At 62.6% G+C, this 22,878-nt stretch carries 25 protein-coding genes and 1 pseudogene; 18 read left to right on the top strand and 8 right to left on the bottom strand.

What is annotated here, in order from left to right; genetic code table 11:
* The first annotated feature begins 88 nt into the window (after positions 1-88).
* Genes VGP39_RS06045 through VGP39_RS28120 form a run of 3 tightly spaced genes read left to right on the top strand, consistent with a single transcriptional unit; the run spans position 89 to position 1,039 of the window.
* Positions 89-484: a formylglycine-generating enzyme family protein gene (locus VGP39_RS06045; RefSeq protein ID WP_327567194.1), complete on the top strand. Its 396-nt coding sequence runs from the start codon at positions 89-91 to the stop codon at positions 482-484.
* Complete coding sequence (locus VGP39_RS06040) at positions 421-774, top strand: formylglycine-generating enzyme family protein (RefSeq protein ID WP_327567230.1); 354 nt, start codon at positions 421-423, stop codon at positions 772-774. The genes VGP39_RS06045 and VGP39_RS06040 overlap by 64 nt, the downstream gene beginning before the upstream one ends.
* Entirely contained in the window at positions 710-1,039 is a 330-nt protein-coding gene (locus VGP39_RS28120) for a formylglycine-generating enzyme family protein (protein WP_414644577.1), read from the top strand. The genes VGP39_RS06040 and VGP39_RS28120 overlap by 65 nt, the downstream gene beginning before the upstream one ends.
* A gap of 56 nt (positions 1,040-1,095) precedes the next feature.
* Here the strand turns inward: VGP39_RS28120 and VGP39_RS06035 are convergent, their stop codons facing one another.
* Positions 1,096-2,061 carry a glyoxylate/hydroxypyruvate reductase A gene (locus tag VGP39_RS06035; protein WP_327567193.1) on the bottom strand — a complete coding sequence of 322 codons (966 nt, stop codon included), beginning with the start codon at positions 2,059-2,061 and terminating at the stop codon, positions 1,096-1,098.
* 83 nt (positions 2,062-2,144) lie between these two features.
* Here VGP39_RS06035 and VGP39_RS06030 point away from each other — a divergent pair, with 83 nt between their 5' ends.
* The 13 genes and pseudogenes from VGP39_RS06030 to VGP39_RS05970 all read left to right on the top strand — a co-directional run bounded on the left by VGP39_RS06030 (position 2,145) and on the right by VGP39_RS05970 (position 13,875).
* The gene (locus VGP39_RS06030) at positions 2,145-2,924 is read left to right on the top strand and encodes a hydratase (protein WP_327567192.1); all 780 of its coding nucleotides are present in this window, start codon (positions 2,145-2,147) and stop codon (positions 2,922-2,924) included.
* 249 nt (positions 2,925-3,173) lie between these two features.
* Positions 3,174-3,365, top strand: a complete 192-nt coding sequence (locus tag VGP39_RS06025) for a hypothetical protein (protein WP_327567191.1) — start codon at positions 3,174-3,176, stop codon at positions 3,363-3,365.
* A 10-nt stretch (positions 3,366-3,375) separates the two neighbouring features.
* A complete protein-coding gene (locus tag VGP39_RS06020) occupies positions 3,376-3,591 on the top strand; it encodes a hypothetical protein (RefSeq protein ID WP_327567190.1) in 216 nt (71 codons plus the stop codon).
* A 237-nt stretch (positions 3,592-3,828) separates the two neighbouring features.
* Positions 3,829-4,641 carry a class I SAM-dependent methyltransferase gene (locus VGP39_RS06015; protein WP_327567189.1) on the top strand — a complete coding sequence of 271 codons (813 nt, stop codon included), beginning with the start codon at positions 3,829-3,831 and terminating at the stop codon, positions 4,639-4,641.
* Between the two features lie 65 nt (positions 4,642-4,706).
* Complete coding sequence (locus VGP39_RS06010; protein WP_327567188.1) at positions 4,707-5,132, top strand: hypothetical protein; 426 nt, start codon at positions 4,707-4,709, stop codon at positions 5,130-5,132.
* Entirely contained in the window at positions 5,048-6,028 is a 981-nt protein-coding gene (locus VGP39_RS06005) for an alpha-hydroxy acid oxidase (RefSeq protein ID WP_327567187.1), read from the top strand. The genes VGP39_RS06010 and VGP39_RS06005 overlap by 85 nt, the downstream gene beginning before the upstream one ends.
* A gap of 96 nt (positions 6,029-6,124) precedes the next feature.
* Positions 6,125-7,189: a cobalamin-independent methionine synthase II family protein gene (locus VGP39_RS06000; RefSeq protein ID WP_327567186.1), complete on the top strand. Its 1,065-nt coding sequence runs from the start codon at positions 6,125-6,127 to the stop codon at positions 7,187-7,189.
* Entirely contained in the window at positions 7,189-8,361 is a 1,173-nt protein-coding gene (locus tag VGP39_RS05995; protein WP_327567185.1) for a sensor histidine kinase, read from the top strand. Before VGP39_RS06000 ends, VGP39_RS05995 begins: the two co-directional genes overlap by 1 nt.
* A 456-nt stretch (positions 8,362-8,817) precedes the next feature.
* Positions 8,818-11,181, top strand: coding sequence for a TonB-dependent siderophore receptor (locus VGP39_RS05990; protein ID WP_327567184.1), 2,364 nt, complete (start codon positions 8,818-8,820; stop codon positions 11,179-11,181).
* Between the two features lie 250 nt (positions 11,182-11,431).
* Positions 11,432-11,620 (top strand): annotated as a pseudogene (locus VGP39_RS05985) (PKHD-type hydroxylase); the annotation flags it as partial.
* Entirely contained in the window at positions 11,617-12,585 is a 969-nt protein-coding gene (gene exbB, locus VGP39_RS05980) for a tonB-system energizer ExbB (protein WP_327567183.1), read from the top strand. The pseudogene VGP39_RS05985 and the gene exbB, both read left to right, overlap by 4 nt.
* A 3-nt stretch (positions 12,586-12,588) precedes the next feature.
* Entirely contained in the window at positions 12,589-13,065 is a 477-nt protein-coding gene (gene exbD, locus VGP39_RS05975; RefSeq protein ID WP_327567182.1) for a TonB system transport protein ExbD, read from the top strand.
* A gap of 15 nt (positions 13,066-13,080) precedes the next feature.
* Positions 13,081-13,875 (top strand): energy transducer TonB, encoded by a 795-nt coding sequence (locus VGP39_RS05970; RefSeq protein WP_327567181.1) that lies wholly within the window; start codon positions 13,081-13,083, stop codon positions 13,873-13,875.
* Positions 13,876-14,270: 395 nt separating this feature from the next.
* Here the strand turns inward: VGP39_RS05970 and VGP39_RS05965 are convergent, their stop codons facing one another.
* The 7 genes from VGP39_RS05965 to VGP39_RS05935 all read right to left on the bottom strand — a co-directional run bounded on the left by VGP39_RS05965 (position 14,271) and on the right by VGP39_RS05935 (position 21,034).
* On the bottom strand, positions 14,271-15,494 hold the full coding sequence (locus VGP39_RS05965; RefSeq protein ID WP_327567180.1) for an ABC transporter substrate-binding protein: 1,224 nt from the start codon (positions 15,492-15,494) through the stop codon (positions 14,271-14,273).
* 116 nt (positions 15,495-15,610) lie between these two features.
* Positions 15,611-16,003 carry a GFA family protein gene (locus VGP39_RS05960; RefSeq protein ID WP_327567179.1) on the bottom strand — a complete coding sequence of 131 codons (393 nt, stop codon included), beginning with the start codon at positions 16,001-16,003 and terminating at the stop codon, positions 15,611-15,613.
* 5 nt (positions 16,004-16,008) lie between these two features.
* Complete coding sequence (locus tag VGP39_RS05955) at positions 16,009-16,413, bottom strand: hypothetical protein (protein WP_327567178.1); 405 nt, start codon at positions 16,411-16,413, stop codon at positions 16,009-16,011.
* A 63-nt stretch (positions 16,414-16,476) separates the two neighbouring features.
* Positions 16,477-17,160, bottom strand: a complete 684-nt coding sequence (locus tag VGP39_RS05950) for a site-2 protease family protein (protein WP_327567177.1) — start codon at positions 17,158-17,160, stop codon at positions 16,477-16,479.
* Positions 17,161-17,420: 260 nt separating this feature from the next.
* A complete protein-coding gene (locus VGP39_RS05945) occupies positions 17,421-18,167 on the bottom strand; it encodes an SDR family NAD(P)-dependent oxidoreductase (RefSeq protein WP_327567176.1) in 747 nt (248 codons plus the stop codon).
* A 201-nt stretch (positions 18,168-18,368) separates the two neighbouring features.
* Positions 18,369-19,103 (bottom strand): SDR family oxidoreductase, encoded by a 735-nt coding sequence (locus tag VGP39_RS05940; protein ID WP_327567175.1) that lies wholly within the window; start codon positions 19,101-19,103, stop codon positions 18,369-18,371.
* Between the two features lie 122 nt (positions 19,104-19,225).
* Positions 19,226-21,034, bottom strand: a complete 1,809-nt coding sequence (locus VGP39_RS05935; RefSeq protein WP_327567174.1) for an IlvD/Edd family dehydratase — start codon at positions 21,032-21,034, stop codon at positions 19,226-19,228.
* A 49-nt stretch (positions 21,035-21,083) separates the two neighbouring features.
* Between VGP39_RS05935 and VGP39_RS05930 the strand changes: the two genes are divergently transcribed.
* Both VGP39_RS05930 and VGP39_RS05925 read left to right on the top strand, forming a co-directional pair.
* Positions 21,084-21,974 (top strand): PhzF family phenazine biosynthesis protein, encoded by an 891-nt coding sequence (locus tag VGP39_RS05930; protein ID WP_327567173.1) that lies wholly within the window; start codon positions 21,084-21,086, stop codon positions 21,972-21,974.
* A gap of 248 nt (positions 21,975-22,222) precedes the next feature.
* Positions 22,223-22,878, top strand: a 656-nt coding sequence (locus VGP39_RS05925) for an ABC transporter ATP-binding protein (protein WP_327567172.1), incomplete at its 3' end; no start/stop codon positions are given.

Here is a 22,878-nt window from a genome sequence, read left to right as displayed (position 1 = left end):
CCGGCGACATTGCGATCAAATAGCCGGGTTGAGCTCGCATGAATCGAGGTAGCATGCATGTCGAGATCGCATCCATGGAGAAAATGCGATGGAGCAAAAGGCGAACCTGGCTTTAGCGCGCTTGACCGTTGCCTGGGTGATCGGGGTGCTTTCGATCGGTGCCGCCGCAGCGCAGCGCTGCGATGGAGTCGAAGTCGAGATCGGAGCAAGCGAACGACGTTGCCTCAAGCCCGGCGCAGGCCAATCCTACAGGGATTGTCCCGACTGTCCGGAAATGGTCGTCATCCCCGCCGGCAGCTTCAGGATGGGCGCACGGCCGGACGAGGAAGTGGCGACCGGACGCGAAGACCAAATGCCGGTGAGCATTGCCAAGCCGTTTGCGGTCGGGCGCTTTGCCGTGACGCGCGGCGAGTTCGCGGCATTTGTTGCAGCGACAGGTCACAACACCGACGGCGGCTGTTATCGCTGTCCGAGCGTAAGCTGAACGCTGACCGCAATTGGCGCTCGCCCGGCTTTTTGCAGCACGACCGCCACCCCGTCGTCTGTGTCAACTGGAACGATGCGAAGGCTTATGCCGCCTGGATGTCGTCGCTCACGGGGAAAAATTATGGGCTGCTGTCCGAGGCCGAGCGCGAATACGTCGCCCGGGCAGGATCGACTGGCCCGTTCTGGTGGGGCGCGGCGATTTCAACCGACCAAGCCAACTACAATGGCAACTTCGTCTATGCCGGCGGCCAAAGGCGGGCGGCGAAAGGCGACGGTTCCGGTCGATAGTTTCAGCGCCAATCCGTGGGGACTCTACAACGTGCATGGCAACGTCTGGGAATGGACGGAGGATTGCTGGAACGAAAAAAATGCCGAAAACCCCGGGGATGGCACGGCAAGGACGACGGGAGACTGCAGTCTTCGCGTTCTGCGCGGCGCTGCCTTCAACAACGCGCCTCACACCCTTCGCTCGGCCAGGCGCGAAAGGGATCCTCCGGACAATCGCGTCGATACGTTCGGCTTTCGTGTTGCCAGAACGCTGTTACCCCGCTGAGGTCTTGCGCTCGTTGTTGCCTCGTGACGGGTAATCTCTGATTTCGAAGCAGCGCCTCAATACCCCCTGCTCAAATCGACCACATTCTCCAACTCGCCGCCGGCCTCGAACCGCGCGATTTGCGCGGCCACATATTTCGATATTTCCTCCGGATCGGTATCGGCGGCGTTGTGCGGCGTCACGATGACATTGGGGTGCTGCCACAACGGACTGTCCGCCGGCAGCGGTTCGGCTTCGAATACGTCGAGCGTGGCCGCACCGAGCGTGCCGTCGTTCAGGCAGGCAAGAATATCGGCCTCGTCCTGCAGGCCGCCGCGGCCGGCATTGATCAGCACCGGCGCGCCCAGCGGACCGGTGCAATCGAGCATCGAGAGCGTGCGCCGGTTGATGATATGCCGGGTCTGCGGCGTCAGCGGCAGCAGGCAGACCAGAATGCTGGTGCGCTTCAGAAACGGCTCAAGACCGTCACCGCCATGATAGCTGTCGATGCCTTCGATTCGCTTGGCGGTGGCGCTCCATCCGGCCACCCGAAAGCCCAGCCCGGCAAGCACCGCAGCGGCATCCAGCCCGAGCGTTCCAAGCCCCATGATTCCGACCCGGATTTCGCGGGCCGGCCATTGCGCCCGCGGCTGCCACCGCCTTTGCCGCTGGCAGTCCAACAGATACAATTGCTGCCGGTGATGCATCAGCACGTGCAGCACAACGTATTCGGTCATTCGCTTGGTCAGATCGCCGATCGCAACGCGCACCAGCGGCACCTTCGGCAGGCTGCGGTCCGCGACCAAGGCATCGACGCCGGCGCCGAGATTGAAAATCACCCGCAGGTTGGGGAATGCCGCAAGCGCGCCCGGCGCCGGTTTCCATACCGCCGCGTAGCGGACGTCGACCGGATCGATCGCATCGCCGGGCAACAAAGCGACGCGCCGGTCGCCGCAGACGCTGCGGAAACGCTCCCTCCACCGCGGCGGCGACCAGTTCTCGCTGCCGCCGTGGATCAATAAAGCCAGCGCGCCCTTGCTCATTCAAAAACTTCCGCTTTTCCGACCGAAGCGAATATAATCGCAGATAACTTCGCATCCCGCCAATCATTCGGAGTTTTGAAGGCATGCTCGATAAAACTCAGACGGCGGGTGCGGCAAGGACCCTGTACGATCATTGGCAGGCCGGCACAAAGATACGCGATCTCTCGCCGTCGCAACGCCCTCGCGATCGCGCCGATGGTTACGCCATTCAGGCCGCGATGCAGGGCTACGGAAGCTTGTTCGGCTGGAAAATCGCGGCCACCAGCGAAGCCGGCCAAAGGCACATCAATGTCGCCGGCCCGCTGGCCGGCGGTATCTTTGCCGAGCGGGTGGTTGCCAACGGCGGCACTGCATCGATGGCCGGCAACGACATGCGGGTAGGGGAACCGGAATTTGCGTTTCGGATGGGACGCAGCCTGCCGCCCCGATCGACTCCCTATTCGATCGAAGATGTCTTGGGCGCAGTCGAAACCCTTCATCCCGCGATCGAACTGCCGGATTCCCGCTTCGCCGATTTCGCCAGCGCCGGCGAAGCGCAACTCATCGCGGACAACGCCTGCGCGCACCTGTTCGTGCTTGGCGCGCCATCGACCGCGGACTGGCGCTCGGTCGACCTCGTCAGGGAAAAGCCGGTGGTCACGCTGCGCGGCCAGCGTTTTGCCGGCTACGGGGGCAATGTGCTCGGCGACCCGCGCGTCGCGCTGACCTGGCTGGCCAATGAGCTGCGAACGCTCGGCGTCACGCTGAAGGCGGGCGAGGTGGTGACAACAGGCACGTGCCACGCGCCGCTTCCAATTCAATCGGGCGACCTGATCGAAGCCGACTTCGGCGCCTTCGGTAAAGTTTCGGTCGCGCTCGCTTGAGCGATGACATTTGAACTGGAGCGCCATGGTGCTTGTTCCATAGGGGAACCTGCGGGCGAATAGCAGGCGTTGTGAGGAACGCTTCGCCACGTCGACCGTTGTCAATCGATTCCCGAGTGCGTGTTTAAGCGACATCTCAAGCCGGTGGCATGGCGTTCGGTTGAAGTTTTTGCGGTTGAAGGCGCATCCGGCGAACGCGTCGACCGCGGACCGGCTATTTTGCCGGCGAAACATTGAAACGAAACGCACATGGCAATTTTCGCTCATCCAGGCGACGTTCAAATCGACCGCGCCCATAACGCCGCCATCCGCAGGGAGATCGGCGACAGACTTCGCATCTCGCTGAACGCCGAGCGCACCCCGGTGATGCCCGGCTTGCAGACATTGCTGGAACGGCTGGCAGCGGAAGATCGCCGCGAGCCGCGTCCGAAACAACATTGAGGCTGACCCCATGAAAGACTTCGCCAACGCATCTTTCCCGCCCGAAACCATAGGCATCATGAAAACGGCGATGGACGGCGCCGTCGCGACCCTTCCGCACCCGGTCTCCTCCGCCAGCGTGCAGTCGATTGCCGAGACCATCCTGCGAACCGCCCAGCAGGGCGAAACCGATCCGAAAACGCTCGAACGGATGGCGCTGCTGGAACTGCAGATCTCGCCGCGGTGACCGTGGACCGTTACAAGTGCCGCGCTCCGTTACGGCTCCTGCTCGGCAACGCAGGAAGCGCCAAAAGGCGCAGCCGGGCCAACAGGTATGGGGAGCGTATCCTGTGTCGGAGGTCGTGGCGCGACCGCCGCGTAGGCCGAATTGCGCGATATTGCTCCCGGTGACGGCCGGCATGGTTCGTGGCATCTTCAGCGGAAGTAGACCGGTACTCTGTGTCAGTCGAACTGGAGCAGCACGATGGCAGCGGCGGACAAGCTGTTCGCGGGATCGATCCCGGAGATTTACGATCGATTCCTGGTTCCCCTGATCTTTGAATCCTATGCGCGCGACCTCGCCGGGCGGCTCGCTAATGTCGAGCCGCAGGACGTGCTGGAAACCGCTGCGGGGACTGGCGTTCTCACCCGGGCGATTGCATCGACGCTGCCCGCGCAGGCCCGCATCGTGGCGACCGATCTGAACCAACCGATGCTGGATCACGCTGCGGCGCGACAACAGGCCTCGGGCAGGGTCACATGGCGGCAGGCCGATGCGCTGGCGCTGCCGTTTGAAGATCAAACCTTTGATGCGGTGGCGTGCCAGTTCGGCGCGATGTTCTTTCCCGACAAGGTTTTGGGCTACGGGCAGGCGCGCCGCGTGCTGAAACCGGGGGGCCACTTTTTCTTCAATGTGTGGGACCGGATCGCCGAAAACGAATTCGCCGATGTCGTCACCGAAACACTGGCGACGATCTTTCCAAATGACCCGCCGCGCTTCATGACCCGCACCCCGCACGGCTATCACGATGTGGCAAGGCTCCGCGAAGAGCTGACCATGGCCGGTTTTGCGCCGGTCTCGATCGAGACGCGTGGCGCCATCAGCAGGGCTCCATCGCCGCGCGATCCGGCGATCGCCTATTGCCAGGGAACGCCACTGCGAAATGAAATCGAGGCGCGTGATCCATCTGGCCTGGAGGCGGCCACGCAAGCCTGCGCCGAGGCGCAGGCGCTCAGGTTTGGCAGCGGCCCCGTTGAAGGGCGGATCAGGGCGCACGTGATCACGGCGGTCCGCTGAACGGTCTTGCGCGAAGTTCGCGCGCGCTGCTGCAGTCAAATACCGGTTTGTACCGGCGTCGGTGTGTGGCAGGCTCGGCAACGCGCTCTCCTCGCATTGCTGAGGTTCACGATGTCGCGGCCAAACCTTCAGATCGCCAGCCGGCGCCGCTGCTGCAATTTTTGGCGGCGAGTCCGCTGATCGCGCACGGCGCACTGGCGCAGGGGCAGCGGCCGGAGGATCCGGTGGACTGGGCGCCGCGCGAACTCGACAAGCTGATCGCCGATCCCGCCCAGGCGCTCGACGTCTTCGACTTCGAGCCGGTCATGAAGAAGAACGTTCCGCCGGCGCATTTCGGCTACATGGCCACCGGCGTCGACGATGAACTGACGTTGCGCGCCAACCGCCAGGGTTTTCGAGATTCGAGTTGCGACCGCGGCGACTCACCGATGTCAGCAAGATCGACACCAGCGCCGACATCCTCGGCATCAGCTACGACAGTCCGATCGTGATTGCACCGACGGGCAGCAACCGCGCCTTTCATCCCGATGCGGAGGTCGCCGTCGCCAAGGCGGCGAGGACCGGCAACCATTTGCAAATTCTTTCCACGGTGGCGACCACATCGATCGAGGATGCGATTGCCGCGCGCGGCGCGCCGGTGTGGTTTCAGCTTTATACGACGCAGCGCTGGGAGATCGGCGAGGCGCTCGCCAGGCGTGCCGAGCGCGCGGGCGCGCCGGTGATCGTGGTGACGCTGGATGTGCGATCCTCAGCGAAGTGGGAGACCTTTACCCGGCTGCGGCGCACCGATACGCGGGACTGCGGAAGCTGCCATGGCGGCAACGATTATCTCAGCCGCAAGCCGAATTTTGCCGGCATCGCGCTCGGCGGCGTCGGCGGCACCGCCGTCACCAACATCACCTGGGAGTCGATCAAGCGCTTGCGCGACACGGTGAAGACAAAAATCGTGCTCAAGGGCATTCTCACACATGAGGATACAAGGCTCGCAACGGAGGCGGGGATCGACGCCATCATCGTTTCCAACCACGGCGGTCGGGTGGGGACGGCGTCGGCGCCACCATCGACGTGCTGCCGGATATCGTTGCGGCCGCCGGCCGCATGCCGGTTCTGGTCGACAGCGGTTTTCGACGCGGCAGCGACATCGTCAGGCGCTGGCGATCGGCGCCAGGGCGGTATGCATCGGCCGGCCTCATCTGTGGGGACTGGGCGCCTTCGGCCAGCCCGGCGTCGAGCGCGTGCTCACCATCCTGCGCGCCGAGATGCGCGCGACGATGGCGCAGGTCGGTGCGCCATCGCTCAAGGATCTGACGCCTGCGATGGTGAGGCGGGTCTGGTAAGTCGCGTGGCTTTTCGCGCCTCATCGCCGCAACCTGCTGCGACGCGGTAACTCTGAAATTTCCTGCTTATCTTGACTTAATCGGTGTAATCTAAAAAAGGCTGGGTTGCGGTCGGCATCGCATTGTCCGCGCCAGCAGGGGGGCTGATGAGCATTCCTACCGAACCGATCGGCAGTATTCCGCGGCCGCCGCGCCTGATCGAGGCGATTGCAGCGGCGGGAAACCATACCGACCCTGGGCTAGACCCGCTCTACGAGGACGCCATTGCCGACACCATCGCGCGGTTCGAGGCCACGGGCTCGCCCGTTATCACCGACGGCGAGCAGCGCAAATATCACAATTTCTGGACCTACTGCGTGGACGGTCTAGGCAACACCGCACCGGACGGTTTTAGGATTCCCTTCGCCGCGGGTCATACGCGCCATATGCCGCGCCTGACCTCGGGGCCGTTTCGCTACAAGGTATCGGCCGACCGCTTCCTCGACGTGGCCCAGCGTTACGCCCATGTCCCGGTCAAGCAGGCGGTGATCTCGCCGTCGGCCTTGAGCCTGATGTATCCGGCGCAAGGCATCCCCGGCTATACGCGCGAGGAATTTATCGACGATCTGCTGCGCGAGCACGAGACCGAGGTGCGCGCCTGCCTATCCAAGGGCGCGCACAAGGTTCAGATCGATTTCACCGAAGCACGCCTGGCGATCAAGCTCGATCCCACCGGACACCTGCTCAACAGTTTTATCGATCTGAACAACCTGGCGCTGTCGCGGTTTTCCGCCGAAGAACGCCGGCGCATCGGTATTCATACTTGCCCCGGCGGCGACCGCGACTCTACCCATAGCAGCGATGTCAACTATGCCGAGTTGCTGCCGAGCCTGTTCGAACTGCGCGCCAAAAATTTTTATATTGCGCTGGCGGGCGAGCCGGATCGTCCGGGGGTTCTGAAGATCATCCGCAAGCACATGAAATCAGATCAACGAATATTCGTCGGCGTGGTCGCGCCGATCGACCCGCAACTCGAGACCGCCGAACAGGTCTGCGGCCGGATCTTGCAGGCCGCGGAGTACATTCCAGTCGAGCAACTGGGCACCACGGACGATTGCGGCTTCTCGCCGTTCAGCGACGACACCTCCACCAGCCGCGACACCGCGTTCGCGAAAATCCGCTCGCGCGTGCTTGGAACGCAGCTTGCTGCGGACAGGATTGCGGGCCGCTGATGCCATCGGACGACGACGAGGAAAAGCTGCTTCGTTCGGTGGCGCTGCAGAACGCCCAGAGCATTCTGCTGGCGCGGCAGCGCGCCGACCGGGACCTGCTGGAGTCGAAGGAGGCGCTGGAACGCAAGACCGCGGAATTGTCCGAAGCCAACCGGAGTCTGCGCGAAAGCGAGGCGCGGTACCGCACGGCATTGGCGGCTGGCCGGATGGGCACCTGGGAAACCGACCTGGTCAACCGGACGCGGCTCTGGACCGAAGAGGGCATGGCGCTGTTTGGAATTTCACTGCCCGATGGCCGCGGTCAGGTGGGCGGCGAGAACGACGAGTATCAACGAGCGCTGCATCCCGAGGACCGTCACCTGATGCACACGTTCCACCAATTGGCAGACAAGCAAGATACGTTTACGTCCGAATACCGCACGGTTCACCCAGACGGCACCGTGCTCTGGTTGCGCGGGCGCGGCCAGGTGATCGCGCGTGGGCCCGACGGCAAAGCGCAGCGCATGGTGAGCATCGTGACCGATGTCACCGACCGCAAGGCGGCCGAGGACCACATCCAGTTCCTGATGCACGAAATATCGCATCGCTCGAAAAACCTGTTGATGGTGATTCAGTCGATCGCCCGCCGCACCGCGCGCACCGCAGGCTCCATGGAAGAGTTCGAACGCCGTTTCGAACGGCGGCTGCAGGGCCTCGCCGCGTCGCACGACGTACTGGTAGCCAAGAACTGGCAGGGCGCGCCGCTCGCAGAGCTGGTGCGCCAGCAACTGGTTGCGTTTGCCGAGATTAAAGGTTCGCGCATTGAACTTGCGGGGCCCGAAATTGTGGTTACGGCGGAGGCAGCCCAAGCGCTCGGCCTTGCGATTCATGAGCTGGCGACCAACGCCATCAAATACGGGGCGCTATCGGTGCCGGCAGGCAAGGTAAGCGTATCCTGGACGTTCGACGGCGATGCCGGCGCGGCGGGACCGCTATTGTTGAACTGGGTCGAGCAGGGCGGGCCGCAGGTCACGCCACCCCAGCGCAAAGGTTTCGGCCACGTCGTCATCGGCGAAATGGTCGAGCGCTCGCTGGGCGCCAGGGTCGCCATGGAGTTTGCAGCGGAAGGGCTGAACTGGAGCGCCTCGATTCCTGCAGCCAATGTGGTGAGCGAAGTGCAAGCCGGCGATTGAAGGGGAGCATCGCAACCAATTCTGCGTCATGCGCGGACGAATCCGGAATTCAGAACAGTGCATGGTGCTGGATTTCCCAGGTCTGCGCCCAAGCGGGCGCATCCCGGAATGACGAGGTCAACGAGGATGGATTGCCGGTCACGGCCGGCAATGACGAATGCTCGTCTCCCGTGAAGCCGTTGAGCGGCGATTGATTCTGCGCGCACGAAATTGTCCTGAAATGGCTTAGAATGGTTTCAATCTGTGTCCATAAAATCACGTCAAAGCACAATCATTTGCGCCACGAGGCGCATGCTCTAGAATCAATATTAGAACCGTTTTGATCTGGAGAGATTCAAACAAACCCGCGCCGTTATTGGACCAATTCGCGTTGACCCGAAATTTCGCGCTCGATACCAAACCCTGGGGCGTCACCACTAAGTGACGGTGTGAGCGAATTGAATTCAGGGGCGCGTCATGAGCACAGCAAAAATAACGAGGTCGTCGCGGCCGGTTGCCGCCGGCTATTCCGGCAAGGTTTTGGCGGCGTGTTCGCGGGCGACGCTATCCGTCTCCACAAGCATCGTCGCCTTCGGAGTCGCAGCAGCGCTCGGCGTGACGCCGACGGCCGCGCAAGACGCCAAGCCCCGAGTCTCATCGCTGCCGCCGGTGTATGTAGGTGCTCCGGACGCTCCGCGTGTGCGCCGCGCCCGGCAGCATCGTCCAGTCAGTGCGCGGAGGGCGGCGCGGACCACGCGACCTGCCGTGCAGCAGCAGGTGCAGGCGCCGCGGCAACCCAGCGTCAATCCGCAGGACGCCCGGACAGGACAGACCGGCTACGTCACCGGGAGCACGTCGAGCGCAACCAAGACCAACACCGCGCTGCTCAACATACCGGCGTCGGTTTCGGTGCTGACCAAGGAATTCATCAAGGACCAGGCCTTCACGTCGATCGGCGAGGCCGTCCGCTACGTCCCCGGCGTGATCTACCATCAAGGCGAATCGAACCGCGACGACCTGGTCATCCGCGGTCAACGCAGCAACGCCGACTTCTACACCAACGGGATTCGCGACGACGTTCAGTATTTCCGCGACTTCTATAATCTGCAGCGCCTTGAAGTCCTGAAGGGGCCGAACGCGCTGATCTTCGGTCGGGGCGGTGGCGGCGGCGTGGTGAATCGCGTGCTCAAGGAAGCCGACGGCACCACCATTCGCGAGGTAACGGTCGGCCGCAACTCCTATCCCGGCGGCCGCGTCACGACGGACGTCGGTCAGGCGGTCAACGAGAACTGGGCATTCCGGCTCAACGCCATGTACGAGAACACCCAAAGCTACCGGGATTTCGTCAATCTGGAACGCTGGGCAATCAATCCCACCGCGACCTTCGCACCGAACGACACCACGGTGGTCAAACTGAGCTACGAGCACCTGCACGACCGCCGGGTCACCGACCGCGGCATTCCTTCGCAGATTCTGCCGGGCGGGGTTTCCCCCCGTATGCCTTACAATACGTCGCCGTCGACGTTCTTCGGCAATCCGGATCTCAACTACGCGCTTGCCGACGTCGACATAGCAAATGCCGTGGTCGAGCACGATTTCGAGAACGGACTGACGATCAGGAACGCGTCCCAGTTTGCCAGATACGACAAGTTCTACCAGAACATCTTTCCCGGCGGCGGCGCCGATGCAGGCGCCGTCAATGTCGCGGGCACTTCGAGCAACCTGACCGCGTACAACAACGAAACCGACCGGCAGAATCTGTTCAACCAGACCGATCTTACCTACAGGTTCGGCACCGGCCCGATTCGTCATACCGTCGTGTTCGGCGGCGAGGTCGGACGGCAGAATGGCTTGAATTTCCGGCAAGACGGATTCTTCAACAATTTGACAAACACCATCACGGTCGACCCGCGAAATCCGGTGTCCTTGGTGCCGGTGAGCTTCCGCAACATCGCGACCGGCGCCAACAACACTTACAAACTCGATCTGGGCGCCGTCTATGTGCAGGACCAGATAGAAATTACCCGGTACCTGCAGTTGATCGGCGGCGTCCGCTTCGATCATTTTGGGCTGGAGTCGCGCGACCGCCGAACCGGCATCAGCCTCGGCCGCGATGACAATTTGGTTTCCCCGCGCGCCGGCGTGGTGCTGAAACCGATGGAAAATCTCGCCGTCTACACCAGCTACAGCGTCTCCTACCTGCCGAGCGCCGGCGACCAGTTCAGCGCGCTTTCTCCGGGCCTGGTCCTTGCCGAGCCGGAAAAGTTTGCGAACAAGGAAGTCGGACTGAAATATGACATCTTCCCCCGGCTTCAATTTGCCGCCGCCGTGTACGAGCTGAACCGCACCAATCAGCGCCTTCCGGACCCCAACAACGCCGGCTTCTTTATCCTGAGCGGCGCAACAAGAACGCGCGGCTTCGAGGCGTCGCTGACCGGGTATGTCACGGATGCCTGGCAGATCACGGGCGGCTATGCCTATACCGATGCGCGGATCGTCGGCAGCACCTCGCCGACGATCGTCGCGGGCAACCGTGTCGGGCTGGTGCCTTTCAACACCTTCGCGCTGTGGAACAGATATCAGTTCAACCCGGCCTGGGGAGCCGGCGTCGGCGTCATTCATTACACCAATTTCTTCGCTTCATCGGATGATACGGTCATCTTGCCGGAGTTCACCCGCGTCGACGCGGCCGTCTATTATCGCTTCAACGCGATGTGGCGCGCACAATTGAACATCGAGAACGTCTTCGATCGCCGCTACATTGCGACCGCGGACGGCAACAACAATATCACCCCCGGGTCGCCGCGCGTGTTTCGCCTGTCCGCAACAGCCAATTTCTAGCGAGGATCATTACGATTTCCACGAACTCGACAAGAGCTATCGGGCGGCGGCCGGGCGGCGACAACAGCATGGTGCCCGGCCAGCCGCTGACCCGTGCGGCTTTCGGCGATCGCCAGATTTTAGGAGTTCTAGAAAGGCCGCGGAGCAATGCAGTTGGTGCCGACCGGGTTGCGGGGTATTTAGGTCTTAAGGAACCAAATCGCCGGCGCGTCATCTCATACCTGGTCCAGGTTCCGGTTTGCAGGTGTTCACGCGAGGGTTACGTGTTGCGGCTTTTTTCAGGGTGCAGAGCATGGTATCGAATGCTCACGCCCGCAGCGTTCTCTTCGATGTCGACATCGAAGAGCCGGTTGTAGAGCGGCCTGGGCGAGATGACCCTGAAACGGTCAAATTGACCGGTATCTATCATAACCTATCCCGCACCTGGGCCGAAGCATGAATGTGTCAGTTTTTCGAGCGACCTGTGGTGTGATTCTCGCGCTTGCAATGCTGTCGCTCGCGCCGCCATCGGTTGCGCAGCGGACGGCGCCCGCGCCGGCAGCGCAAATGCCCGCGGTCACCCAACCCGCCATTCAGGCGCCCGCCGCGCCGGCGGCGCAGGAGCCAGCTCCCGCGGTCGCTCAGCCGGCGCCGGCACCTTCGGCGAGCGAATCCGCAGCATCTCTCACCAACAGCGGCAGCAGACCGCTGAAAGCCGAGGCGGCAGCGCTGCGCGAATTGTCGCCGTGGTCGATGTTCCTGTCGGCGGACATCCTGGTCAAGGCGGTGATGATCGGTCTTGCCTTCGCATCGCTGCTGACCTGGACGATCTTCATCGCCAAAATGATCGAGCTTGCGGTGGCGCGGCGCAAGCTCAGGACCGCGCTCGGCAAGATCAGCGACTCCCGTTCGCTGGCCGAGGCGCAATTCGCGCTCGGCGCCAAGCGGGGCGTGCTGTCATCGTTTCTTGCTGCCGCAATGCGCGAGGCGCGGCTGTCGGCGGGAATTTCGTCCGACACCGGCATCAAGGAACGCGCGGCGTCGAGTTTTGCCGAGATCATGCGCGCCGAGGCGCGGCGGATTCGCTTGGGGATGGGATTGCTCGCCACCATCGGCGCGACCTCGCCCTTCGTCGGGCTGTTCGGCACGGTTTGGGGCATCATGAACAGCTTTATCGGGATTTCGAAGGCGCAGACCACCAACCTCGCGGTGGTGGCGCCGGGCATCGCCGAGGCGCTGCTGGCCACCGCGATCGGCCTGGTCGCGGCGATCCCGGCCGTCATCATCTACAATCACTTTGCGCGGGTGACCAAAACCTATCTCGAACTGGTGAGCCGGGCCTCCGGCGCCGCCGGGCGGCTGTTGTCGCGCGATCTCGACCGTACCCATGTCAGTTCCGGCACGCATTCGCGGGCGGCGGAGTAGCCAATGGGTGCATCGATCGCAGAAGGCGGTTTTGACGACGACGAGGAGTTCGCCGAGGCGCACGAGATCAACGTGACGCCGTTCATCGACGTCATGCTGGTGCTGCTGATCATCTTCATGGTGGCGGCGCCGCTGTCCACCGTCGACCTGCCCGTCGATCTGCCGTCGTCGACCGCAACCCCGCAGAAGAAACCGGACAAGCCGACCTACGTCTCGATCAAATCCGATCTCGCGGTTGCGATCGGCGAGACCATGGTCAAGCGGGTCGATCTGGTCCGCACCCTGGACGCCGCGGCCGACGCCAGCAAGGACCGCTTTATCTTTCTCCGCGCCGACCGCGCGGTTCCTTACGGCGAGATGATGGACGTGCTGGAAATCCTGCGCGCGGGGGGGTATTCCAAGATCAAGCTGGTGGCGCTCGAAGGCCTACCCGACGGCGCGCCGCAACCGCCTCCGGCTGCCGAAAATCCAAAGCCTTGAATGGCGCCGACCTAGATGCCTGACCTCGACACCGAACAAAGGCCGTCCCGGCGGCTCTGGATTTTCGCAGGCGTTGCCGCGCTCGCGCTCCATGTCGGCTGCGCCGCGCTTGCGATCGCGCATTTGCAGACCGACGATCCCGACGACTCGCTCGGCGCGCCGGCAATCGAGATCGGGCTGGAGATGATGGCGCCGCGGCAGGAGGCGACCGATCTGCCGCCGGGTCCGGATACCGACGCTTCCGTCGCTTCCCCGGCGCTCGCCGAGCAGCAGGCGGTGGTCACGGATACCGATCTGCCCAAGGCGGTGCCGACCGAGACCGAAGAACCGGACCGCGTCGTCACCACCAACGACATCAAGGAGCCGGAGAAGGAAGAGCAGGAGGTCGCCGCGGTGCAGACCCAGGCCTCACAGGAATCGGTCGCGGCCGAAGCCACGGCAACGCCAAGCTCCGAAGCCATTCCCGAGGGCCCGCGCTCGGTCGCGCCCGCCTCAGGCACCGGCGAAAGCGCGCGGCGCATGCGCGCGACCTGGACCAAGGAATTGATCGCCCATCTCGACAAGCACAAGCGTTACCCCGCGCAGCGCCAGCAAAAGACCGCCGAGATCCTGATCGCCTTCGTGCTCGATCGCACCGGCCGCGTGCTCTCGACCAGCATCGTCAAAGGATCGGGCGATACCGCGTTCGACGAGGCAGCGCTGGCCATGGTCAAACGCTCCGACCCGGTGCCGCAGCCCCCGCCGCTGGTCGCCGACGAAGGCCTGAATTTCACCCTGCCGGTGATCTTCAGGGTCAAGGGAAAGAGTTGAGCGGCGCAGCCTAACCGGTTCATCCGTCGTGGACGGAGGTTTTTTCTTCATCGGCCAGCAACTTCAGATGCGCAGCATCAATAGCCAGGTCGCCATCCTCCCACACCACCGCGGCCCCGTAATTCCGACCGATGCCTTGGCAAAGACCGGGGCCTCGCGCAGAGGAGCAAGCGTCGGTCCGCTGGTAGCTATCCAGCCGGTAAGATCGACGCTGTCGCCGGCGCGTCTTCCCCGCCATCGCAACCGCAATGTGGCGGGTTGTGCTACCGAGACGGCTTCAATCCGCGGCGATTGATCCATCATGTTGCTCCGTGGCAACGAGGCCCGATTCGAACGCAATGGCCGACGCATATTTGCGTCGGCCATGACGGATTTCAACGACAGCCGGACGAGCCTCAGCTCTTCTTGACCATCGGGCAGACACTCTTCTCCAGCGGGATGAACGCTTCGTCGGCCGGGATGGTAGCGACCAGCTTGTAGTAATCCCACGGGTATTTCGATTCCGCGGGCTTCTTTACCTCAAACAGATAGGCGGGGTGAATCTTGCGGCCGTCGGCGCGGATAGAGCCTGCGCCGAACAACGGATCGTCGGTCGGCATTTCCTTCATCTTGGCGACCACCGCTGCGCCGTCATGCGGATTGCCGCCGAGCGCTTCGAGCGCCTTGAAGTAATGGATCAGCGAGGAATACACGCCGGCGTGGACCATGGTCGGCGGGCTCTTCTTGTACTTCTCATTGAAGCGCCTGGTGAAGGCCCGGGTCTTGTCGTTCATGTCCCAGTAGAACGTTTCCGTAAAATTCAGGCCCTGCGAGACGTTCAGCCCGAGCGCGTGCACGTCGGTGATGAACATCAGCATTCCGGCAAGCTTCTGCCCGCCAGCAACGATGCCGAACTCCGCGGCCTGCTTGATCGCGTTGGTGGTATCGCCGCCGGCATTGGCGAGGCCGACGATCTTCGCCTTCGAGCTTTGCGCCTGCAGCAGAAACGAGGAGAAGTCGGAGTTATTGAGCGGATGCTTAACGCCGCCGAGCACCTGTCCGCCATTGGCCTTGACCACCGCCGCGGTGTCGCGCTCCAGCGCCATGCCGAACGCGTAATCCGCGGTCAGGAAGAACCAGCTGTCGCCGCCCGATTTGACCAGCGCCTTGCCGGTGCCGTTCGCCAGCATGTAGGTGTCGTAAACCCAGTGCACGGTGTTCGGCGAACACTGCAGGCCGGTGAGATCGGACGATGCCGAGCCGGAATTCAGATTGACAATGTTTTTCTCCTTCGCGACGTTGGCGACTGCCAGCCCGACGCCGGAGCTGGCAAGATCGACCACGACATCGACCTTCTCGACGTCGATCCATTGCTTGGCGATGTTGGTGCCGATGTCGGGCTTGTTCTGGTGATCGGCCGTGATCAGGTCGATCTTCCAGCCCTTGGCCAGCAATCCGGAATCCTCGATCGCCATCTGGGCGGTAACGGCCGAGCCCGGCCCGCCGATATCCGCATAAAGGCTGGACTGGTCGCCGAGGCTTCCGACTTTTACCACCTTGTCGAGCTTGCCTTGCGCCAGCGCGCTGCCGGCGACCACAAGACTCGTGGTCAGTACCAAAGCTGCGATCGATCGTTTCATGTTCTCTCCAATGATCTGATGAATGTTTGTCCCGGCAGCCATCATGCCCAACATCAGGCAGCCGGTACAGTCATTGCGGCAAATTGCCCGAACTGAAGGTTGGGAGGCGTCACGCTTTAAGAGGGGACCGTTCCCGGATATTGCGGCAGCCCATCCTCGAGCCTGACCCAATCGATCTTTTCCGCGACCCAGATATGCTCGGTTGGCACGAATGCGTTGCGGTCGTCGAAAACAGCAAGCGCGACGCCCGCGACCGTTCCGTTTTTTCGCCAGCCAAACAGCCGGGTGCCGCAGATTTTGCAAAAAACCCGGTCGAGAGCTTCCGACGAGGCATAGCGGGCGGTGTCGCCTTCAACCGTCAGCATTTTCTGATCGAACAGCGCGCGCGCAAAGAACGGCGAGCCCATCGCCTTCTGGCACAAGCGGCAATGGCAGATGCGGACGTTGACCGGCTCACCTTCGGCCTTGAACCGAACCGCTCCACACAGACAACCGCCTTCCCGGATCATTCGCGTCACCGCCAAAAATATCGAAATCCGACATAGACGGCGGCAAGGCAAGCGAAGATCAGCGCGACCGGGAGCCGGGGCCTTGCTTGCGCAGCGGCGCTTGCCGGCTTTGGCCACGAAGCGGGCGGCCGTTTGAAGGCCGTGACGTTGTCGGTCACGGGATCGTTCGGGCCGGCTCGAACATCCGGCGGCGTGCCGACGCCGCCCATTTCCGCATAATAGCTTTTGTAAACAAGGTTGATGGTGGCGTCGGTCGCTTCGGATTCCGTCATCTCGGTGAGAAACGTGTTGTATCTGCCCAGGAATCGCTGGGCTTCGGCAGGAAGCGCCGAGGCGCCATTCAGCTTGGCCATCATTTTCCAGGTCGCAAAATCCGCGCGCGCCTTGGTGTCGGCGCGGCGTGCGATCATTTTATCCGGTGCTTTGATCAAAACGGCCTCAAATTCTTTCGGGCGGCATGGAGATGATGGGACTCACGTGTTGCCGGTCAGCAGTAGCAACAGCCTCAGGACATAGCCGGTCGACGTGCGAAGTGTCGCTGAAATAACATCAAGATTTAGACCGAACTGCGTACCGGCGAGCGGAAGAACGATCAGAATTCCAATCAGGATCAGCATTCCGTACGGCTCCAGCCGGGAAAGCGGGACCGCCAGCACGTTCGGCAGCAATCCGACCGCGACCCGCCCGCCGTCCAGCGGCGGGATCGGCAGCATGTTGAAAACCGCCAGGACGACATTGATGACCAGCGCATTTTTGAGATTGTCGGCAACCCACCGCGCGGCGCCGTCGGGCACCAGGTTCAAGAGATGAAATGCCGATGCCGCCAGTGCAGCCAGCAGGATGTTCGTCGCCGGCCCGGCGAGGGCCACCCAGACCATGTCGAGCCGCGGATGGCGCAGGGCGCGAAAATTCACCGGCACCGGCTTGGCATAGCCGAACAGAAACGGCGAGTGCGACAGCAACAGCACAGCCGGCAATATAAGGGTGCCGAACGGGTCGATGTGCTTGAGCGGATTGAAACTGACGCGGCCGAGTTCAAGGGCCGTGTTGTCGCCGAGGCGGTGCGCGACGAAACCGTGGGCGGCCTCGTGAAAGGTGATGGCGATGACCAGCGGCAATACCCAAACCGATACGTCGTAGATGCTGATGTCAGGCAATCGATTGTCCGTTCAGTTCAATTGGCGGGTAGGTGCACCGCGGCAAGGTTAGCACGAATTGACCCGGCCAACGCGCTGTGTGACTGTATTCAACGATGAAATCGGGCCGGCCGCCATACGAATGATCGCATCGCTGTTTTGCGGGAACGCTGGAGTGATCCGCTTCTGACGGCGCTGACCGGCTGCTGTTCGTCATGCTGTTCGTCGTTGCACCGCTTCAAGCCTCGGGAATCCCCGGTTCTTCAGGCTTTCGAACCGGATCAGTACGTTGCGCGGCCGCCGGAAATGTCGAACACCGCGCCGGTGGAGAAGGCGCAATCCTCCGATGCCAGCCACGCTACCATCGCCGCCAGCTCTTCCACCAGCACGAAGCGGCCCTTCGGAATCTTGGAGAGCATGAAATTGATATGCTCTTGCGTCATCTGGTCGAAGATCGCGGTTTTTGCCGCAGCCGGCGTGACCGCATTGACGGCGATCTCGTGGCCGGCGAGCTCCTTGCCCAGCGATTTCGTCAATGCGATCAGTCCGGCCTTGGAGGCCGAGTAGTGCGCGGCGTTGGGGTTACCCTCCTTGCCGGCGATCGAGGCGATGTTGACGATGCGGCCGTAATTCTGTTTCACCATCGACGGCACGATCGCCTTGCAGCAGATGAAGGGGCCGTCGAGGTTGATGCGCAGCACCTTGCGCCATTCGTCGAGGTCGGTTTCCCACACCGTCTTGTTGATGCCGGCGATACCGGCGTTGTTGACCAGGATGTCGATCTTGCCGAGGGTGGCAAGGGTGGCGTCGCGGGCTTTTTCGACAGCGGCGAGATCGGAGACGTCGACCTTGAACGCCGTCACGCCGGCGCCGATTTCTTTCGCGGTCTTCTCCGCAAATGGCTGGTCATGATCCCAGATCGCGACTTTGGCTCCGGACGCCACGAAACGCTCGGTGATGGCGCGCCCAAACCCTTGAGCACCGCCGGTGACGACGGCGCAGCGGTTGTTGAGGTCGATTTTGTTCATGGTGAAGTCCTTATTGTTGCATTCAATTCTCCTGTCCCGGACGCGGTGCGGCATTCCTGATGCCGCTCCGCAGAACCGGGACCCCGGTTAGGCAAGCTGGGCCATAGCGCGTCGAAGACGCGCGTAAACGCGCTTATGGCTCTGCAGCGCACCGCTTCGCAAGGGCTGCGCGCTGCGCTGCGTCCGGGGCACGTGCCTCAATCACAGCGTCCAGCCGCCGTCGATGATGTGGGCGACGCCCGTGGTGAATGCGCTCTCGTCGCTCGCGAGGTACACTGCGAGCGATCCGATCTCGTCCGCGGTCCCGAGCCGTCCCATCGGCTGCCGGCTGACGAACATTTCGCGCCCGCCAGGCCCTGTGGCGGCCGCGCGGTCCAGCATCGACGGTGTCTCGATGGTGCCGGGGCAGATGGCGTTGCAACGGATGCCCTTGGTGATGAAATCGGCGGCGACCGCCCGGGTCAGCGCCGCGACCGCGGCCTTGGTCGCGCCGTAGACGTAGCGGTTGGGTGCGGCCTTGAAGACGCCGGCGGCGGAGGAGATGTTGACGATCGAGCCGCGGCCGGCCTCCAGCATGCCCGGCAGGAACGCGCGGATGGTCCGGTGCATCGATTTGACGTTGAGGTCGAAGGAAAAATCCCAGTCGGCATCGGAGCATTCCAGCACGGTGCCGTGATGCACGAAGCCGGCGGCATTGAGCAGGATGTCGACCTTGCCGACGCGCTTGGCCATGGCCTCGACCGCGGTGCTGTCGCGCACGTCGAGCTTTGCGACATCGGAGATGCCGTCCTTTTTCAGCAGCGCCAGTTTTTCCTCGTCGATGTCGGTGGCGAACACTTCCGCGCCCTCGCGCGCAAAGGCTGTGGCGCAGGCGCGGCCGATCCCCACCGCGCCCGCAGTCACGAATGCGCGTTTGCCTTTCAGGCGGTTGGACATCTATTTCCTCCGTTTATTGTTCGATGCGTCATACGCGGGCTTGACCCGCGTATCCATCAATCTTCGCAAGAGTCTTCGAAGAGGATGGATTGCCGGGTCAAGCCCGGCAATGACGAAGTTGCCTAGTGATTATCCCGCGCCACGCCGACGGTGCCGGCGATGTCGCGGTAGCGGGTTGCGAATTCGAGGCAGGCGCCAGTGGATTGCTGGCCGACGTTGCCGCGGTACAGCTCCTGCCACGGCGTCTGGTTCTTCGGATACGGAAACCCGCCCATCGCTTTCAGGTCGGCGAAGCGCTGCTTCAGCTCCTCGGCGGAGATCAGAATGTTGGCTTCGCCCTTTGTAAGGTCGACGCGGACGCGGTCGCCGGTTTTGAGCACAGCGAGACCGCCGTTCGCGGCGGCTTCGGGCGAAGCGTTGAGGATCGACGGCGATCCCGAGGTGCCGGATTGACGGCCGTCGCCGATACACGGCAACGCGGTGATGCCTTTTTTTATCAGCGCGGCGGGCGGCTGCATGTTGACCACCTCCGCGCCGCCGGGATAGCCGATCGGCCCGACGCCGCGCACGAACAGCATGCAGTGTTCGTCGATGTTGAGCGATTCATCGTCGATGCGATGGTGGTAATCCTCCGGCCCCTCAAACACGATGGCGCGGCCCTCGAAGGCTTCAGGGTCCTTTGGGTTGGAAAGGTAGCGATCGCGGAATTCCTTGGAGATCACGCTGGTCTTCATGATCGCCGAGTCGAACAGGTTGCCGCGCAGCACAATGAACCCGGCGTCCTTCACCAAAGGCTTGTCGTAGTTGTGGATCACGTCATCGTCGGGGACGTGCGCTCCGCGGCAATTGTCGCCCATGGTCTTGCCGTTGACGGTCAGCGCGTCCTCATGGATGCGATGGTGCTTCATCAATTCGCGCACCACGGACGGAACGCCGCCGGCGCGGTGGTACTCCTCGCCGAGATAGAAGCCGGCGGGCTGCATGTTGACCAGCAGCGGAACGTCGTGGCCGACCTTCTGCCAGTCCTCGATGGAAAGCTCGACGCCGATATGCCGCGCCAGCGCGTTGATGTGGATCGGCGCGTTGGTGGAACCGCCGATCGCCGAATTGACCACGATGCAGTTCTCGAACGCCTTGCGGGTGAGGAAGTCGGACGGTTTCAGATCCTCCCACACCATCTCGACGGCGCGTTTTCCGGTCTCGTAGGCGATCTGGCCGCGCTCGCGATAGGGCGCGGGGATCGCAGCACACCCGGGCAGCGAAAAGCCGAGCGCCTCGGCCAGCGAGTTCATGGTCGAAGCCGTGCCCATGGTGTTGCAGTGGCCGACCGACGGCGCCGAGGATGCGACGATGTCCATGAATTCATCATAGTCGATCTTGCCGGCGGCCATTTCCTCGCGCGATTTCCAGACCACGGTGCCCGAGCCGGTGCGTTCGCCGTTGAACCAGCCATTCAGCATCGGCCCGCCCGACAGCACGATCGCGGGAATGTTGACCGTCGCCGCCGCCATCATGCAGGCGGGGGTGGTCTTGTCGCAGCCGGTGGTCAGCACCACGCCATCCAGCGGATAGCCGAACAGGATTTCGACCAGGCCGAGATAGGCGAGGTTGCGGTCCAGCGCCGCGGTGGGGCGCTTGCCGGTTTCCTGAATGGGATGGGTGGGGAATTCCATCGCGATGCCGCCGGCCTCGCGGATGCCTTCACGCACCCGGTGCGCGAGCTCGATGTGGTGGCGGTTGCATGGCGACAGGTCGTTGCCGGTCTGCGCGATGCCGATGATCGGTTTGCCGGACTGCAATTCGTGACGGGTCAGCCCGTAATTCAGGTAGCGTTCCAGATAGAGCGCGGTCATTCCCGGATTATGGGGATTGTTGAACCACTCGCTGGAACGGAGTTTGCGCCGGGTGAGCCCGGTTATCGGCTTGTTCATTGTTTCTCCCGCAGCGCACGCGCCTTATTTTTGATTGTATTGGCGGAAGATGTTTGCCATGCCGCCGCCCGGTTCGCAACGGAACAACTGGGTCCCGAAACGGAGGTCGGCCATGAGTTCCCCATCGCAACCGGTCGTTAAGGTCGATGTCTTCACGACAACCCCTTATGCTGGCGCGCCGGCCGCGGTCTGCATCAGTTCAACCGCGCCGGATGAGACATGGATGGCGCGCGTCTCGCGCGAGATGGCCTGCCCCAATACAGCTTTTGCCCAGCCGCGCACGGATCGGGATGGCTACGATCTGCGCTGGTTTACCGCTGGGGGCAATGAGGTAGCCCTATGCGGCCATGCGACGCTTGCGACTGCCCATGTTCTCTTTGAAACCGGGCAAATCGCCGAGGGCGCTCCGGCGCTGTTTCACACGCAAAGTGGAAAACTGACGGCCGTACGCCAACCTGACGGCTCAATCGAGATGAACTTTCCGCTGGAAATTGCCGCGCCGCTCAATGAGATTCCCCCTGCGCTCACTGCCGGGCTCGGCACCGACCTGGTCTGGGTGGGACGCAACCGCCTTGATTACGTCGTTGAGGTCGGCAGCGAGGAAGCGCTCCGCGCGCTGAAGCCAAATCTTGCGACTCTCGCCGAAATCGAAACCCGAGGATTTGTGGTCACTGCGCGTGCCGCTCGCCCTGAGCAGGACGGCTACGACTACGTGCTGCGGTTTTTTGGTCCGAGAGTTGGCGTTGCCGAAGACATGGTGACCGGTACGGCGCATTGCGCGCTCGGTCCTTACTGGCGCGACAAGCTCCCGGGCAAGACTCGCTTTGTAGCGTTTCAAGCCTCGCCCCGAGGTGGTTTCGTCAATGTGCGGCTGGATGGCGATCGCGTTCTCATCAGCGGCAGCGCCGTAACGGTCCTCAGAGGAGAGCTGCTGGCCTGAGCGCGGGGGATACCGGGTTATCGGCTTGTTGATTGTTTCTCCCGCAGCGCACATGCCTTGTTTTTGTGCGTAATGTTCGTGGAGGCGGCCGATGTTTGCATCACCGCCGCCTTCGCAACGGCGGCGGAGGTAACCCCCTACGACTTTGATCCAACGACATTTTCCAAAAAGTCTGATATGACCCGGTCAAATAAAAAAGGGCCATGGCTTTTAGCCGGATGGTCGCGAGCGCTTGGGAGGCGAATTGTATGGCGTCAGTGCAGATTCACGACGTGCGGAAATCGTTCGGGGGGTTTGAGGTCCTGCATGGCGTGAGCGTCCCGATCGAGGACGGCGCGTTCGTCGTGCTGGTGGGCCCGTCCGGCTGCGGCAAGTCGACCTTGCTGCGGATGCTGGCGGGACTGGAAAACATCACCTCCGGGACGATTTCGATCGGCGACCGCGTGGTCAACAACGTCCAGCCCAAAGAGCGCGACATCGCCATGGTGTTCCAGAATTATGCGCTCTATCCGCATATGACGGTCGCCGACAATATGGGATTTTCGTTGAAACTGCGCGGCGCCAGCAAGGAAGAAATCGACAGAGGCGTCAAGCGCGCCGCCGAAATCCTCGCTTTGACGCCGCTGCTGGACCGCTATCCCCGGCAATTGTCAGGCGGCCAGCGCCAGCGCGTCGCCATGGGCCGCGCCATTGTCCGCGATCCGCAGGTGTTTTTGTTCGACGAGCCGCTCTCCAACCTCGACGCCAAGCTGCGGGTTGCGATGCGCACCGAGATCAAGGAACTGCACCAGCGGCTGAAGACCACCACGGTCTACGTCACCCACGACCAGATCGAGGCCATGACCATGGCCGACAAGATCGTGGTGATGCATGACGGCATCGTCGAGCAGATCGGCACGCCGCT

Source organism: Bradyrhizobium sp. (assembly GCF_036009065.1).
Classification (GTDB): domain Bacteria; phylum Pseudomonadota; class Alphaproteobacteria; order Rhizobiales; family Xanthobacteraceae; genus Bradyrhizobium.
The sequence above is the reverse complement of the archived record's forward strand: the minus strand, read 5'-3'. Positions and strand labels throughout refer to the sequence as shown.

Bases quoted from the DNA above. Each gene is read 5' to 3' on its own strand.
- VGP39_RS05935 (WP_327567174.1), bottom strand. From the start codon at position 21,034: ATGAACAAGCCGATAACCGGGCTCACCCGGCGCAAACTCCGTTCCAGC.
- VGP39_RS06015 (WP_327567189.1), top strand. From the start codon at position 3,829: ATGGCAGCGGCGGACAAGCTGTTCGCGGGATCGATCCCGGAGATTTAC.
- VGP39_RS05930 (WP_327567173.1), top strand. From the start codon at position 21,084: ATGTTTGCCATGCCGCCGCCCGGTTCGCAACGGAACAACTGGGTCCCG.
- VGP39_RS06025 (WP_327567191.1), top strand. From the start codon at position 3,174: ATGGCAATTTTCGCTCATCCAGGCGACGTTCAAATCGACCGCGCCCAT.
- VGP39_RS05995 (WP_327567185.1), top strand. From the start codon at position 7,189: ATGCCATCGGACGACGACGAGGAAAAGCTGCTTCGTTCGGTGGCGCTG.
- exbD (WP_327567182.1), top strand. From the start codon at position 12,589: ATGGGTGCATCGATCGCAGAAGGCGGTTTTGACGACGACGAGGAGTTC.
- VGP39_RS06000 (WP_327567186.1), top strand. From the start codon at position 6,125: ATGAGCATTCCTACCGAACCGATCGGCAGTATTCCGCGGCCGCCGCGC.
- VGP39_RS06020 (WP_327567190.1), top strand. From the start codon at position 3,376: ATGAAAGACTTCGCCAACGCATCTTTCCCGCCCGAAACCATAGGCATC.
- VGP39_RS05940 (WP_327567175.1), bottom strand. From the start codon at position 19,103: ATGTCCAACCGCCTGAAAGGCAAACGCGCATTCGTGACTGCGGGCGCG.
- VGP39_RS05955 (WP_327567178.1), bottom strand. From the start codon at position 16,413: ATGATCGCACGCCGCGCCGACACCAAGGCGCGCGCGGATTTTGCGACC.
- VGP39_RS05965 (WP_327567180.1), bottom strand. From the start codon at position 15,494: ATGAAACGATCGATCGCAGCTTTGGTACTGACCACGAGTCTTGTGGTC.
- VGP39_RS06045 (WP_327567194.1), top strand. From the start codon at position 89: ATGGAGCAAAAGGCGAACCTGGCTTTAGCGCGCTTGACCGTTGCCTGG.
- VGP39_RS06030 (WP_327567192.1), top strand. From the start codon at position 2,145: ATGCTCGATAAAACTCAGACGGCGGGTGCGGCAAGGACCCTGTACGAT.
- exbB (WP_327567183.1), top strand. From the start codon at position 11,617: ATGAATGTGTCAGTTTTTCGAGCGACCTGTGGTGTGATTCTCGCGCTT.
- VGP39_RS28120 (WP_414644577.1), top strand. From the start codon at position 710: ATGGCAACTTCGTCTATGCCGGCGGCCAAAGGCGGGCGGCGAAAGGCG.
- VGP39_RS05960 (WP_327567179.1), bottom strand. From the start codon at position 16,003: ATGATCCGGGAAGGCGGTTGTCTGTGTGGAGCGGTTCGGTTCAAGGCC.
- VGP39_RS05990 (WP_327567184.1), top strand. From the start codon at position 8,818: ATGAGCACAGCAAAAATAACGAGGTCGTCGCGGCCGGTTGCCGCCGGC.
- VGP39_RS05945 (WP_327567176.1), bottom strand. From the start codon at position 18,167: ATGAACAAAATCGACCTCAACAACCGCTGCGCCGTCGTCACCGGCGGT.
- VGP39_RS06035 (WP_327567193.1), bottom strand. From the start codon at position 2,061: ATGAGCAAGGGCGCGCTGGCTTTATTGATCCACGGCGGCAGCGAGAAC.
- VGP39_RS05970 (WP_327567181.1), top strand. From the start codon at position 13,081: ATGCCTGACCTCGACACCGAACAAAGGCCGTCCCGGCGGCTCTGGATT.